The following is a 14,810-nucleotide window of genomic DNA, read 5'->3' as shown; positions in this document are numbered from 1 at the left end:
TTAGCGGGCCAGCTCAGAGATGCGCCGGATTGCATTCTCTATTTCGAAATCCGGGTCGCCGCCTAGGGTCCCGTTGGGGCCATGTCCTTTGAGGCTCGCATCAAGGTCAGCCATGAGAATGACTGCTTGGCTAATTGCATCGCCATTCCATGCGCGCGCGACTTTAGCCGTCTTTTCAACCACAAAAGGCGCCATACCTAATTGGCGAGCAAGCCCCGCAGAGTCAATCCGGCCGCGGGCGGAGTAGAGCCTTGCGATTCCGCCGATCTTGTAACTCAATGCCGCCGCCAGCGCCACAGGGCTAACCCCCAATTGCAATGCCCGGCGCGCGCTCGCCACTGCTCGCTGCGTTTGCCCTGAGCATGCCAGGTCTGCCACGTCGAACCCGGAGACTTCGGCAACTCCTACGTAGTAATCACGGACCTTCGCGGCAGTTATCTCGCCATTGTTATCCGCTATCAGCTGGCTAATCGCGGATGCCAGCTCTCGTAGATTAGAGCCCACGCCTTCTAGAAGCGCATGAACGACGTCAGGCGTGGGACGAATTCCGTGTGCACGAAACTCTGCGTTTACCCACGGGATGCGTTCGCTGGGTTTGAGTTTGTTGGCCTCATGAACCTCAGCGATTTTTTTGAATTTGGGGATCGTCGCTTTTTGCCGGCCGCCACCGGAGTGCACGATGATCATGTATATGCCGGGCCCGGGGTCGACGGCAGCAGAGAGAATGAGCTGGGTTGGTTCTTTGCCGGCTTCTTCGACTTTGTTCAGCACGATGATTCGGTCTTCGCCGAACAGGGAGGGGCTCAATAAGTCGATGAGTTCCGATTGGTTGACTTCACCGGCCCGGAGAGAAGACACGGTGATGTCGTCGCCGGCTTGAGCTTTGATGCTGTCGATGACGCGCAGACGTGCGCGTTCGGCTAGAAATTCGTCGTCGCCAAGAACAAGATGGACCGGTCCCACTGTTGTACCCACGCAGACAATAGTGCCATAGAGGCGGGCACTGTTCCTCAGAAGCGTCCGTCGGAGGCTTTCTGGGTGCCGTCGATAAGCACAGCCACGTTTCCGTCCCCGTGGGGAAAGAGGACAGGCGTGCCGTCGAGACGCATCACGGGCCGTTTGGGTGGTTTTGTTTTTTCTTTGACCACGATCAAGTCAACGCCGGTGGGAGCGGTCTCAGCGTCGGCGGAGGTTTCCACTACGACGATGCTTAAGGTGCGGTAATCGACTTCGCGTGGGGTGTGTACGACAAAAGGCCCGGCAACGAGCAGCGCAATGCCCAGCGGCCACGCCTTGTGAGAGTGGAAAGCCAACAAAGCCCATAGCGCAACCACGATCACCCAGCAGGTGCCAAGCAGCGTGGATTCTGGCAGGGGTACGCCTAACGTTGAGCCTCGCCAGGAAGCGCAGGTGTGGGCGACCAGGCCGATCCAGCTGGCGAGGAGATCAGGAAGCTGAATCGCCGGCCAATCGAAGGGAGGAATCCACACGAGTGCGACGGTTGCAAGGCCGATCACGGTAATGAGAGGCACGACAGGTGCGGCGATAACGTTGGCGGGGACTGACACCAAAGAAATACGACCTGCCATCATGGCTACGAGTGGGACGGTCACGAGTTCTGCGGCGATCGCAACCGCTATCGACCGCAAAATAATGTCAGGGATACCCAATTGTGTTCGTTGTCGCTGGAGACTGGCGCGTGCCAGAGGCCGGTAGATCAGGGGGTGCAGAGTGATAATCCCAGCAGTCGCTCCTACAGAAAGAGCGAAACCATAGTGCGCCGCTAGCCCGGGTTCCCAGAGGAGGAGGCAGACCACAGCGAGACACAGAGCGTGAATCGGTGGGGTTCTTGACGCATTCATCGCCGCGATAAGACCCCCGCCTCCCATGACAGAGGCCCTTAACACGGAAGGCTCTGGGCCAACAACGCAGACGAAAGCCACAAGCGCACTGCCTGCAGCCCATCTACGCACGCGCGGGCTACAACCGCATGCTGCCAAAAGTGACATAACGGTGGTGATGAGAATAGTGACGTTTCCCCAGCTCACAGCGGAAAGGTGTGCAAGGCCGGTCGCAATATACTCCTGCTTTTCTTCCGACGTTTGCAGCGACGTGTCCCCCATTACCATGGCGGGTACCAGGCCCTGCGACGGCGAATCAGTGAGCGCCGCCACGCGTTCATTAAAGCGAGTGCGCAGAAGGGCACTTATCGCATGTATTCCGTCTGGGCCATGTGTCACTGTCACTGTGATGTCGTCGGCAAAGAAAAACCTCCGCCCCAACCCCACAGAACGGCTCGTTGTCACTGTGCCAGTCATGGTTATGTCCGTTCCCGGAGTTAATCCTGCTACTGGCTTTCGTAGCAACACTGGTATTGGCTCGGGAAACCCCGGAACATGCGCGCGAAACAACCAACCGGAACGCACTTCTTGCACAGTAGTACTCACCTTCGCAGTGATTTCCCTACCAAACTGTGCAGTGTCTGCCGCGATGACCCGCAGCCAGCACCCTATGCTTATCGACGCCCCTCCAGCGGCCACAGCAATCGCCTGCCCGCGATCCCACCGCACCACCGCTACAGCTCCTATACCTGCGATGATCAACCCCCACCACGGGGTTCGGCTCCACAACACAGCTAACGTGCACAGCCACACCACGACTGCAGTGGGAACTAGCCGAAGCTCTGTCATAACATCACATTCCCCGATAAGGCCTCAAATTTCCTGGGACCTATCCCCTTGACGTCTTTCAACTGACCAATATCTTTAAACCCGCCGATTCGTTGGCGGTGCGAGATGATCGCCTCGGCGGTTTTCCCACCGACGCCAGGAAGCTGAGCCAGTTGTTCCGCTGTTGCGCTGTTCAGAGATGTTTTCCCTCCCTCTTGCGAAGATGCCCCAGCTGCATTAGGTGCTACCGCGGCGTGCGGCTCGCCGGCGCCGGGAACGCTGATTTGGGTGCCGTCGACAAGCTTTTGTGCCTGATTCAAGGAACGCACATCCGAGTCAGGATATGGTGCGGCCAACCGGAGGGCATCCGCGACACGTGCCCCGGCAGGCAGAGTATAAAGCCCCGATTTTTCCACCGCCCCGACCACGGCAACCACGACCGTCGTCTCTGCTGTCGTAGTCACGCTTTGTTGATGGATATGGGTCTCTGCAGCAAGATCCGCAGGTTTGAGCGCTTTGTCGGTAGCCGTGGGTCCCCCACCGCGAGCTAGCGTTATCGCTCCTACCGCCACGATCAGAACGATTGCCCATATCACTGCGTGCTTTTTACTGATCTCCCATCGAACCCCGTGGGGAAAATCCACATCCATCACGTCTTCAGTCCCCGTCGGACGTGTGAGCTCGCGCAGCCTCCCCATAGCCTTTTTCTGCACCCGCTTCATGGGGTCACACTAAACTCCGGGCGCTATGGACTGCCACTGCCTAGCGTGAGAAGCGCCTCTGCCTGTGGATAACGCTTCACCACCCCCTCTCGCTGTGGATAACTCCGTGGGGCGCTATGCAGTGAGACTAGTTTTTATTAGGCTCGGGATCATCTGTGTCTTCCTCCGGGGAAGAATACTCAGAGAAGACAACGGAAATTCCCAAAGCCCCTGCGCCACAGTGAACCGTCACGCTGCGATCAAGCGTGGTAATCATAAAACTCGACCCACTAGGCAGCGCTAACCTCAGCTGTTCTGCCAGGCTGTGTGCAGCTTCTTCTGCATCGGCGTGCTGAATCGCCACGAACGCCGGATGGTCTGCGCAGCGTTCCACAATGACGGAAGAGAGCTTGGCAAAGGCCTTCGACTGCGTACGCGTTTTTACAGCTAACTCAATTTTTCCATTGTGCAGCTTCATAATGGGTTTGGTAGCCAGTGCAGCGGATACCACCGCGGTGGCCGCAGAAATACGCCCCGACTTGCGCAGCTCATCTACTCGGTGCAGGTAAAGCCATGTATCAGAGCGCGTGAGCGTGTCCCGCGCTAACGCCTCGCAGTCGTCCAAGGAAGCCCCGTCGAGCGCAATGCGGGCAGCAGCCATAGCAGCAGCCCCCACAGCCATACCAACGGTTCCGGTATCGATCACGCGGACTAATCCGTCGAAAACGCCGGAAGCAGCAACAGCAGCCGACCAGGTAGCGGAAAGTTCCTTGGAAAGGTGCAGAGCAACCACGCCGTCGTCGCCGCCGCGTTCCAGTTGACGCGCATAGGCAGCGGCAAGTTCCAGGGCAGTGAGCCCAGACGTTGATACCTCTGATTCCCCACGAAGGATGTGGAGGTCAAGGACGGTAATCCCCAACTCCTCTATCACGTCTTGCGGCAGCCCAGACGAGGAGTCAGTGATAATTCTGACTGGCATCGACTGACCCCCTACTGTGGTTGAGACGAAGGAGTAACGTTGGTTCGCCCGAGGCTCACGCCCATGTTCCAGCCGTCGAGATACCATTGCGCATGCGCTGCGGTCTCTGGGGTGAAACGGGCTGTCAGCTGGGAGGCATAGGCCTTTTCTTCCGCCTCTTGGCTCGCGCTATGTGGGTCTTTGAACTCAGGGCGTGCTGTGAGCTGCGCCCAACAGGTGTTATTCAGGCCCGAGAATATCGGGTATTGACCGACCTCCAGGCCTAGGAGATGACAGGTCAACGCGCTGATCGTCCCACCGTGGGCAACGATAAGCACACTTGTGTCATCCCAGTCGTGGTAATCCCGCATCAGCTCGTCGACAACGGGGCGTGCCCGGTGTGCCACGTCGAGTCGCGATTCCCCACGGGGAGGTGCCCAGGTGGCGTCGTGACGCCACACAGCGCGCGCACCGGGATAGTCAGCATCCACCTCGCCTATGGTTTTGGCTTGCCACTCTCCCAAGTCGGTTTCCCGAAGCCGAGGGTCGGTGGTCACGTCGATGCCGAGGCGCTTGCCGACCACGGCAGCCGTGTCGCGAGCACGGGCGAGATCTGAGGAGATGATTTTTCCGATGGGAAGTGTAGCCAGGAAGTCCGCCGCCGCTTCAGCCTGCGACCAACCGGCATCGGAAAGCACAGTATCGAGGTGCCCCTGCATGCGACGCGTCGCGTTGTATTCAGTCTGTCCGTGGCGGAGCAGGATGAGACGGCGGGTCATGGAACTAGAACTCCTCTTCGGCGGGTTCCTCACCGGCGAGGGGGATCTCGTCGAGAGACTCTACGTTGCGTACATCGATGTCATCGGCCCATTCTTCGGGACGGTTCATCGTCTCTACGCCTTCGATCTCAATAAGCGGGCAGTCTTGGTAGAGGCGATCCAGCCCGTAGAAGTCGCGTTCGGTGTTGCGTTGGACGTGAATGACGAGCATGCCGTAGTCCAGAAGCACCCAGCGGTTTTCGCGGTTTCCTTCACGGCGCTTTGGCTCGTATCCTTCTGCGGTGAGAACGTCCTCGATCTCCTCGACGATGGCGCGTACTTGACGCTCATTGTCTGCGGAGGCCAGTACAAATACCTCACTGATCGCCATGACATCGGAGACATCAATCACTGCGATGTTGGTTGCTTGTTTCTCATCTGCGGCAAGTGCTGCACTGGAAGCCAAGCGAATAGTGTCTTGGGTTGCGGTCACAGGGGGTCCTTTCCTAAATCGAGCCTAATTGTTCCATGTAATAGCCATGATTGGCTAACTGGTTCGTGGTTTCGGAGTTGGATCACGATATGTGTCCGCACCACCGGGATGGTACAGGCGGCGTTTTGCTATGTATTGCACAACTCCGTCGGGTACCAGATACCACACGGGCAGGCCTTCACGCGCACGGCGCCTGCACCCCGTAGAAGAAATAGCCATGGCCGGAATCTCAATGAGCTCAACGCGCTCTTGATACTTCAGCGGCAGCATGTCCTCTTTAAGCACGTATCCGGGGCGCGTGACCCCCACAAACGTGGCAAGTTCAAGAACGCGCTCCCAGTTTTTCCACGTAAGGATATTACCTAAGGCATCCGCACCGGTGATAAAAAACAGTTCCGCATCCGGATATTGCTCTTGCAGATCTTTCAGGGTGTCAACGGTATAGGTTGCCCCTGGACGATCAATGTCTACCCGACTCACGCTAAACCGTGGGTTAGAAGCGGTGGCAATCACCGTCATCAGATAGCGGTCCTCGGCATGCGACACATCGCATTCTTCCTTCTGCCAGGATGTTCCCGTGGGGACAAATACCACCAGGTCCAGATCAAATCTGGCGGCTACCTCGCTGGCCGCCACCAGGTGACCATGGTGAATCGGGTCAAAGGTGCCGCCCATGATCCCTACCCGGCGCGGATGCTCGATGACGGTCATGGCCGTATCCTTCCTGTTTATTCCAATCAGATTCCGATAAGTCTCCGACTAGGGGCGCGTCTGGCCGGTACCTTGCAAGATCCACTTGGTGGTGGTCAGCTCCGGCAGCGCCATCGGGCCACGGGCGTGCAGCTTTTGGTAGAGATCCCGATCTCTGCCCCCCATCCCGTACTGCTCACCGTCTGTGAACGCCGTGGAAGCATTGATCATGACCGCTGCAGCGTCTACTTCATCTGCAAAACGCTGTGCAGTCACGATGTTTCCGGTGACTATCGCCTCGGTGTGCCCCGTGGAATAGGTTCGGATATGGTCAAGTGCGCCGTCGATGCCATCAACGATGCGCGCGGCAATGTCCATGGAAAGATATTCCTCGGCCCAATCCTCCTCTTTCGCCTGCACGATGTTGCTAACGCCCAGCTGTCCTAGCGTGTCGACGTCCCCATGTACCGTCACCTCAGCCTGCTGCAGGGCGTCGATCACTTTCCGCTGCGTTTCCACCGGCAATGCACCATCGATCAAGACAGTCTCTGTTGCATTGCACACCGAACAACGCCGTGTCTTGCCGTTGAGCAACATCTCAATGGCCTGGTCGATATCGGCGACGTCTCTATCGATATAGAAATGACAGTTTCCTGTTCCAGTCTCGATTGTGGGAACCGTGGCTCCCGTGACCACAGCTTCGATGAGTCCTGCGCCGCCCCGTGGAATGACGACGTCGACAAGTCCACGTGCAGTGATCAGATCTTGCACGCTCTCGTGGGTATCACACGGTAACAATTGCACGGCCTCCGCAGGGACGTCATGAGAAACCAGCACGTCTTGGAGCACGCTCACCAAAGCAGCATTGGAGTAACGGGCAGATTTGGAACCGCGCAGCAGAGCCACATTTCCCGACTTCAGCGCCAAACCAAATGCGTCCACCGTCACGTTAGGGCGAGCCTCGTACACCATGCCCATAACGCCCAAAGGAATGCGTACTTGACGCATCTGGATGCCGTTAGGCATTACTCGACCATCCACGACATTGCCCACGGGGTCTGCGAGAGACGCGACTTGACGCAGCCCATCAGCCATAGCAGTAATACGCCCCTCGTCCAGGCTCAGACGGTCAATGAGCGACTCGCTCATCCCGTGAGCGCGCCCTTCCTCCACATCGCGGGCATTCGCCGAAAGAATCGTCGGGGTGTGGGCACAGAGGGCCTCAGCGGCGGCAAGAAGGATCGCGTTTTTCTGTGAGCTACGTAAACGTGCCACCCGTGGGGAAATGGCATGCGCTGCGCGCGCCTTGGCTAGGACGTCGTCACGCTCGATGCTGCGGATATCTGCGTTGGTCATAACGTATTACCGTACCCAACGTCACAGCTAAGCGTCGTGCGCAGCGCCGGGCTGCCTGCTAATACCCCGCTGCCACATCCACTTCCGTGGGCATCGTCTCCCCCGCCTCAAACGCCCGAGCATTGGCCACGAACAATTCGCCGCTGAGCGCATGCATGCGGTCCTTCGTGTTCGCCACATGTGGGGTGACAAGAACATTGTCCATTGACCACAGCGGATGCCCATCGGGCAGCGGTTCTGGATCTGTAACGTCAAGAGCCGCTCCGGCTATGGTGCCCTGCTGTAGCGCATGAACAAGGTCTTCCGTAACCACGAGACCACCGCGCCCCACGTTCACCAGCACGGCTTCCGGCTTCATCATCCCTAGGGTCCGCGCATCCACCATGCCACGGGTCTCGGAGGTCAAGGGCGCAAGAAGCACCACATAATCCGCGACACCGAGTACTCGGTCCAGCTCCACATAACTCACCGTCTCATCGGCTTGTTCCACCGGCCGCCCCGAACGGTTGACAGCGATCGTGTGCAGCCCAAAACCAGACACAAGTTCAAACAGACGGCGAGCAATCCCTCCCGCACCCACCACAACCAAGGTCTTGTTGTCATAGAGCCAATTAGTCTTCTCATCTGGCAGTTTTCTTATGCCCCACGTCTGGGCCCGCACCACTGCCGGAATATGGTGCAGCACCGACAACAACATGGTGAGCGTGGACTCAGCGACTGAATCCGCATAGAGACCAGCTGCATTGGCCCACCGTACTTCCGGGGTGAGCACCCCCGCCTCTGCGAGCCCGTCAACGCCAGCAAAGGCCACCTGCACAAACTTCAAGCCTGCGGGCAATTCCGGAAACTGCCGACCCGTGCCATTAAAGACAAGGAAATCCGCCTCATCCAGGTCGTCCACTCGGGTATGTCCGGCTGCTTCCAGCTGTCCAGTGGCCTTCTCCCAGATCTCCGGGTACATGACAAACTTCATCGGTTGCTGCCTTTCTTGTCGCGGATCTGTCACTTTGTGTCTTGCCACACAAGGTACGCTTTTATTCCCCGTGGGGAATTTCCCGCCGTGTCTCCCACGGCAGTCTCCAACAGATGCTCCGGCAAGTGATCCCGCGAGTGATTCCCAACCCGAAACTTAGCGTCCCCTAAATTTTTTCCACGTTCTCCGCTACAATCACACCTTGTGAAATTTGTTCTGATTACATTGGGGATGCTGTGCGTGGCACTTGGGATGCTCGGGGTCTTCCTACCGATACTTCCCACGACACCCTTTCTGTTAGCGGCTGCTTTCTTCTTTGCACGGAGCTCTGAACGTTTCCATCACTGGTTGCTCAATCACAGATGGTTTGGCCCCTACCTCAGCAACTACTACGAGGGGAAGATGACCACCTCGCACAAGGCACGCACGCTCACGCTGATGTGGACAGGATTATTGGTGTCAGCGTTTCTCGTCGACAAGCCTGTGATGTGGTTTGTCTTTATGTGTATCGGTGCGGCTGTCTCCACGCATATCGTGCGGCTCGGAAGATGAACTAAAACAACGAGTCAATTGATCGTTGTTCAAAAACCCTTAAATTTTGCTTCACAGCCAGTACCATGATTTGTGATACAACACTTGAATCGCTAAGGGGTACGCTGCTGTGTCCAGTCTTTTCCACTATTTGGCTGACCATCCAGTAGTTCTTGTCTTCTTGCTCTGCGGATTAGGTATGGCACTTGGCCGTATCAAACTACGCGCTATTGGGCTCGGCGCAGCGGGTGTGTTGTTCTGCGCGATCCTCTTCTCCGCTGTTGCTCCCCGCTACGGGGGTGCAACTGGCCTTACCCAGCGACATTGGTCATTTCGGTCTTGCTTTATTTGCCTTTAGCATCGGCATCACCGCTGGGCCGAGTTTCTTCCACAGTGTGAAAAACTTTCTCGTACCGCTACCGCTGCTAGCAACCGTGGTTCTCTTTGGCGCAGTCGCCGCTGTGGCCTACGGCGTAGGAGTCCACCTCTTCCACCTAGACATCGCCGTCGTCGCCGGTACCTACGCCGGCGCGCTAACAAATACACCTTCCCTCGCCGCTGCCAGCGCAGCATCGGGAGAACCCGCCCTCACAACAGTGGGATACTCAGTGTCTTATCTGTATGGCGTCGTAGGGATGATGATCGCGGTGCTCTTTGCTCTGCGATACTCGCGCACTGATAGAGACGCGCCTTCCCCTTTGGATAATCAAACAGTGGTGGTCGATCGCACTGATAAGCCAACTATCCAAGACATTCTTACCCTGGTAGACAACAAAGTAGCGTTCTCCCGCGTAAAAAGTGGCGACCAACCGGTCCAACACGCCGCCCCCGAGCGTGTGCTGCTTAAGGGGGATCTGATTACCGTTGTGGGTCCGCGCAAAGACATCAATCGTGCCGCAACGCTTCTAGACCGCGATTCCACCCGCTCACTGATACAAGACCGCTCTCAGCTAGACTTCCGTCGCATTACGATCTCCGACCCCAAGATCGCCGGGCGCACTGTCTCATCGTTGAACCTCACCGACGACTACCATGCCACGATCTCTCGCGTTCGCCGTGGGGACGTAGACATGATTGCCCAAGCCGACCTAGTCCTCCAGGAAGGCGACAGAGTCCGCGTGGTCGCCCCCACCAAGAAGATGCCGCAGATCACTAAATTCTTCGGCGACTCCGCAGGCGGACTCAGCGACATCAATCCAGTCATCTTAGGCCTGGGCATGGTGGCCGGTCTGCTGTTGGGAGGCATTCCCATCCCCACCGGTGGCGGCTCTACATTCCATATCGGGGCGGCAGCGGGCACGCTCATCGTGGGGCTCATCCTAGGAAAGATCGGCCGAATCGGCTCAATAATCACAACGTTGCCTTACACAGCCACCATCGTTCTCTCTGAATTTGGGCTGCTCATCTTCCTCGCCCAAGCCGGCACCGTAGCCGGCGGCCAAATCATTCACGCCTTCAGTTCCGGTGAGTGGCTCAGCATTTTGACCCTCGGTTTCATCCTGACCTCTCTCCTAGCCGCCTCCGTGTATGTGGTGATGCGCTGGATGTTCGGCATGGGAGGCACCAAACTAGCCGGCTATATCGCTGGCGTGCAGACGCAACCTGCGGTCTTGGCTTTTGCCAACTCGCGCACCGGTTTTGATCCTCGCGTCGCGCTGGGCTACTCGCTCATCTACCCGGTCGCGATGATCGCCAAAATCCTCACTACGCAGGTCCTTGCCGGCCTATAGCGCCCTGCGGTTAGGCTTATCGACGCCCCCGCCGCCCTTACGCGCGTGTCGCGTAGTTAGAAAGATAGTCCGCGTGCACCACGGCGCGTTGCTGCCCACAGGGGAAGCTGGACATGGGGAGACCTTTCAGCGCGCTCAGCGTAGCAGAGTCCACGGAGACCTCTCCCCGGCCAACGACTTCGCCCTCAGGCCCATGGATCTCTACGATCTCCCCTGCTTGGAAATCACCTTCAACATCTGTAATTCCCACGGCGAGCAGTGACTTTCCGCCCACGGTGACGGCCTCCACGGCGCCTGCGTCGATACGCAAAATTCCTGCCACGTCAGCGGTGTAGAGCACCCAGAATTTCCAGGCCGAAAGGCGATCTTCCTTGGGATCAAATACCGTTCCCACGCGAGCAGAATCTAATGCCGCACCGATGCTGTCCGCGGAGGTCAACAACACCGGAATTCCCCCACGGGAGGCAAGGCGCGCAGCTGTGACCTTCGCCGCCATACCGCCAGTTCCTACCCGCCCCCCATCGCCAGCAACCACATCTTTGAGGTCATTGCCGTCATGAATCTCGTGAATAAAACGCGCATCGGAGTCTATGGGGTTGCGGTCGTAGAGGCCGTTGACGTCCGAAAGGAGGATCAGCGCGTCCGCGCAGGTGAGGTGGGCCACGAGGGCAGAGAGACGGTCATTATCACCAAAGTGCATACCGGTGGTTGCCACGGTGTCGTTCTCGTTGACCACGGGCACAGTCCCTAGCTGGAGGAGCCTATTGATGGTGCGCTGCGCGTTGCGGGCGCGATCACGACGCCCCGCGTCAGAGACAGTAAGCAGGACTTGGCCGATGGAACGCCCGTACCGGCCAAAGGAGGTTCCCCACGAATGGGCGAGATATACCTGCCCCACGGAGGCTGCCGCCTGTTTGGTGGCCAAGTCGGTGGGGCGTTGCGTAAGTCCTAGGGGACCCATGCCCGCGGCTATGGAGCCTGAGGATACGACGATGACGTCGGAACCGCGCTCCATACGGGCTTGGAGGGCGTCGACAAGCTTATCGATGCGTACCGGATCGACTTGAAAATTCTCGTCTGTCAACGAGGAACTTCCGATTTTTACCACGATACGACGCGCCTCACGGATGCGATCACGCACAGGAGAATCGTGGCCGTACGCCGGTGAGTCGGCAACCTCGGCTGGCAACTCCGGGAAGCCCAGGGAGCTGGTGGCGCCAGTGTATGGCGAACTTGCTAAACCGATTCCGGTGAGTTCCGCAGTACCAAGGGGATCGTGGCTATTCTCCATGAGGATCTAGTGTAGCCCGTGGGGAATCGCACATTTGATTCCCCTTGGAGTTAGAACAGCAGAACGCTAACCCTGCCACCTATCGCGGTTAGCAGACTCACGGGTGACTTCCTGGCCCTCGCCGAAGTCGAACTCATCGATAAGACCACGACGCACCTGCGAGGCACGCTTGCGCTCGGAGGCAGACATACGGGTGTTTTTGTCCAAACGCATGTCTGTTCCGCGTCCGGACATGGTCACCTCTACGCCAGCGGCAGTGGTTGGCTCCCATTCAAAGGACACCTCGCCGATACTGACGGTGCAGCCAGGACGTGCGCCCTTTTTGAACAGCTCGTCTTCCACGCCCATTCGGGCGAGACGGTCTGCCAGGTAGCCCACGGCCTCGTCGTTTTCAAAGTCCGTCTGGATGATCCAGCGCTCGGGCTTCTCACCCAGCACAACGTAGCCGTTCTCCACGTCAGGATCCTCGATAATCTCAAAGTCCTTCTTCTTTTTACGGGAGTCCACGGCCTGAGGACGCACCACGATGCGCTCTTCATACTTCTGCTTCGGACGCTTGCGCCGATCCTCTTGCACAATCTCCAGCAGCTTATAGCGCAGTGGATCCAGCCCCTTGCGCGCCACAGCGGAAATGATGAACACCGGCCAGCCGAATTTCTCTTCAATATCCTCTTTGAGGAATTCTGCCAGCTCTAACGCATCCGGTATGTCCACTTTGTTCAGGATCACGATACGCGGGCGGTCGCGCAGATCGCCCAATCCGGTGTCATCATCCAACGCAGACTGATATGCGGCAAGCTCAGCTTCCAGCGCTTCAATGTCCGAAAGCGGGTCGCGCCCTGGTTCCATGGTCGCTGCATCCACCACGTGAGCTAGAACCGCAGTGCGCTCAATATGGCGCAGGAAGTCCAAACCTAGGCCTTTGCCCTCTGAGGCGCCGGGGATCAGCCCGGGGACATCAGCGATGGTAAAGGTATCGTGGCCTACCTCCACCACGCCAAGGTTGGGTTGCAAGGTGGTAAAGGGGTAGTCACCGATCTTCGGCTTTGCGGCAGAAAGCACAGAAATCAATGAAGACTTACCCGCGCTGGGGAATCCCACTAGGCCCACGTCTGCCATGGATTTAAGTTCTAGGATCACATCGTGGACCTCGCCTGGCTCCCCCTTCAGCGCAAAGCCCGGTGCCTTGCGAGCCGCCGAGGCCAAAGCTGCGTTACCGAGCCCGCCAAAGCCGCCCTTGGCCGCCACGAACTTCATACCGGGAGACGTGAGATCCGCGAGAGTCTCACCATTCTGAGCAAGAACCACAGTTCCTGCGGGTACCTCAAGCACGAGGTCATCGCCACGCGCACCGTTTCGGTGATCGCCAGCGCCGTTGGCACCGCGCTTCGCCTTAAGGGTGGGACGGTAATGGAGATCAAGGAGGGTGTGCACTTGGTTGGACACTTCGAGCACGATGTCGCCGCCGTGCCCGCCGTTACCGCCGTCTGGGCCCCCGAGCGGCTTAAACTTTTCGCGGTGCACTGAGGCACATCCGTTACCGCCATCGCCGGCTTCAAGGTGCAGAACAACTCGGTCCACGAATCGTGCCATGAGTGGATACCTTCCTAAATTAGGTCCAAAGTGTATGCGCGCCGCTAAGCCACAATGCTGTGAGCTTTTCGACGCCCCCAGCTCGCTGCACGCATCGCCGCTAGCAGCGACCCTATGCAGACCGATCCTAGCAAGTGCTTAGGACATCGCAGGGGTGGAAAAGAAAAACGCCCGACCGCAGTGCATGGAGCAGGTGCAGTCGGGCAAAGATAAAGCTGTACGCTTTATCCGTTTCCTAGCGGTATCTAGAAAGGATCTGAACGCCGCCAGAAATATTAAGACTTAAGCGTCAACGGTCTCGTTTTCAACGATGTTGACCATACGACGGTTACGCTTGGTAATGAACTCCACAGCGCCAGCCTTCAGTGAGAACAGAGTGTCGTCGCCACCGCGACCGACGTTCTCACCTGGGTGGAACTTGGTGCCACGCTGGCGAACGAGGATCTCGCCGGCGTTGACCTGCTGGCCACCAAATCGCTTAACGCCAAGGCGCTTTGCCTCAGAGTCACGACCGTTGCTGGAGCTAGACGCGCCCTTCTTGTGTGCCATGTGGTTTTCCCTCCTTTAGGAAAATGCGAGCCGCGAGGCTTACTTAATACCGGTGACCTTGACCACGGTCAGCTTCTGACGGTGACCCTGGCGTTTCTTGTAGCCGGTCTTGTTCTTGTACTTCAGGATCTTGATCTTCGGGCCTTTGGTGTGCTCGACGATCTCAGCATTGACGCTCACCTTAGCGAGGTCAGCTGCCTTTGTGGTCACATTAGCGCCATCGACGAGCAGGACGGGGGTGAGAGCCACGGACGAACCCGGCTCACCCTCGATCTTCTCGACCTTGACGAAGTCACCTTCGGCAACCTTGTACTGCTTGCCGCCGGTCTTGACGATCGCGTACATACGAGGGCTACCCCTTATCTGATACTCGGCTCAGACGCATCATAATGAAGCATCTGAATTGGACTTACGTGATTACATTTCTGTTCTAAAGCATCCACTCACGCGTAATACCTCGCCCCGCATTGATTGAGGTGATATATCAGCCTCTCGATGCAGGACATGCGCATAGTAGA

Annotated in this window: 14 protein-coding genes and 1 pseudogene; 2 read left to right on the top strand and 13 right to left on the bottom strand. The window is 57.8% G+C overall.

The window, feature by feature from the left end; genetic code table 11:
- From holA to ET810_RS00865, 9 genes are all read right to left on the bottom strand, one after another.
- A complete protein-coding gene (gene holA, locus ET810_RS00905) occupies positions 1-963 on the bottom strand; it encodes a DNA polymerase III subunit delta (protein WP_087454924.1) in 963 nt (320 codons plus the stop codon).
- Between the two features lie 47 nt (positions 964-1,010).
- A complete protein-coding gene (locus tag ET810_RS00900) occupies positions 1,011-2,690 on the bottom strand; it encodes a ComEC/Rec2 family competence protein (RefSeq protein WP_134316293.1) in 1,680 nt (559 codons plus the stop codon).
- The gene (locus tag ET810_RS00895; protein WP_087454926.1) at positions 2,687-3,367 is read right to left on the bottom strand and encodes a ComEA family DNA-binding protein; all 681 of its coding nucleotides are present in this window, start codon (positions 3,365-3,367) and stop codon (positions 2,687-2,689) included. Before ET810_RS00895 ends, ET810_RS00900 begins: the two co-directional genes overlap by 4 nt.
- Before the next feature lie 151 nt (positions 3,368-3,518).
- Positions 3,519-4,349, bottom strand: a complete 831-nt coding sequence (locus tag ET810_RS00890) for a DegV family protein (protein WP_134316294.1) — start codon at positions 4,347-4,349, stop codon at positions 3,519-3,521.
- An 11-nt stretch (positions 4,350-4,360) separates the two neighbouring features.
- On the bottom strand, positions 4,361-5,107 hold the full coding sequence (locus ET810_RS00885) for a histidine phosphatase family protein (RefSeq protein ID WP_087454382.1): 747 nt from the start codon (positions 5,105-5,107) through the stop codon (positions 4,361-4,363).
- Positions 5,108-5,111: 4 nt separating this feature from the next.
- Positions 5,112-5,579, bottom strand: a complete 468-nt coding sequence (gene rsfS, locus ET810_RS00880; RefSeq protein WP_087454383.1) for a ribosome silencing factor — start codon at positions 5,577-5,579, stop codon at positions 5,112-5,114.
- Positions 5,580-5,633: 54 nt separating this feature from the next.
- Complete coding sequence (nadD, locus tag ET810_RS00875) at positions 5,634-6,290, bottom strand: nicotinate-nucleotide adenylyltransferase (protein WP_087454384.1); 657 nt, start codon at positions 6,288-6,290, stop codon at positions 5,634-5,636.
- Between the two features lie 48 nt (positions 6,291-6,338).
- Positions 6,339-7,625, bottom strand: coding sequence for a glutamate-5-semialdehyde dehydrogenase (locus tag ET810_RS00870; protein WP_087454385.1), 1,287 nt, complete (start codon positions 7,623-7,625; stop codon positions 6,339-6,341).
- 58 nt (positions 7,626-7,683) lie between these two features.
- Positions 7,684-8,598, bottom strand: a complete 915-nt coding sequence (locus tag ET810_RS00865) for a D-isomer specific 2-hydroxyacid dehydrogenase family protein (protein ID WP_134316295.1) — start codon at positions 8,596-8,598, stop codon at positions 7,684-7,686.
- Positions 8,599-8,802: 204 nt separating this feature from the next.
- Here ET810_RS00865 and ET810_RS00860 point away from each other — a divergent pair, with 204 nt between their 5' ends.
- Both ET810_RS00860 and ET810_RS00855 read left to right on the top strand, forming a co-directional pair.
- A complete protein-coding gene (locus ET810_RS00860) occupies positions 8,803-9,150 on the top strand; it encodes a YbaN family protein (RefSeq protein WP_087454386.1) in 348 nt (115 codons plus the stop codon).
- Positions 9,151-9,259: 109 nt separating this feature from the next.
- Positions 9,260-10,859 (top strand): annotated as a pseudogene (locus ET810_RS00855) (aspartate:alanine exchanger family transporter).
- Between the two features lie 37 nt (positions 10,860-10,896).
- Here ET810_RS00855 and proB read toward each other — a convergent pair.
- From proB to rplU, 4 genes are all read right to left on the bottom strand, one after another.
- Positions 10,897-12,150 carry a glutamate 5-kinase gene (proB, locus tag ET810_RS00850; RefSeq protein WP_134317680.1) on the bottom strand — a complete coding sequence of 418 codons (1,254 nt, stop codon included), beginning with the start codon at positions 12,148-12,150 and terminating at the stop codon, positions 10,897-10,899.
- Between the two features lie 66 nt (positions 12,151-12,216).
- Positions 12,217-13,743, bottom strand: coding sequence for a GTPase ObgE (gene obgE / locus ET810_RS00845; RefSeq protein ID WP_087454388.1), 1,527 nt, complete (start codon positions 13,741-13,743; stop codon positions 12,217-12,219).
- A gap of 282 nt (positions 13,744-14,025) precedes the next feature.
- On the bottom strand, positions 14,026-14,292 hold the full coding sequence (gene rpmA, locus ET810_RS00840; RefSeq protein WP_087454389.1) for a 50S ribosomal protein L27: 267 nt from the start codon (positions 14,290-14,292) through the stop codon (positions 14,026-14,028).
- Positions 14,293-14,331: 39 nt separating this feature from the next.
- Positions 14,332-14,637 carry a 50S ribosomal protein L21 gene (gene rplU, locus ET810_RS00835; RefSeq protein WP_013912095.1) on the bottom strand — a complete coding sequence of 102 codons (306 nt, stop codon included), beginning with the start codon at positions 14,635-14,637 and terminating at the stop codon, positions 14,332-14,334.
- Between the last annotated feature and the right edge of the window lie 173 nt (positions 14,638-14,810).

It is taken from the genome of Corynebacterium silvaticum, assembly GCF_004382825.2.
GTDB classification, from domain to species: domain Bacteria; phylum Actinomycetota; class Actinomycetes; order Mycobacteriales; family Mycobacteriaceae; genus Corynebacterium; species Corynebacterium silvaticum.
This window is presented reverse-complemented; position numbering and strand designations above follow the sequence as displayed.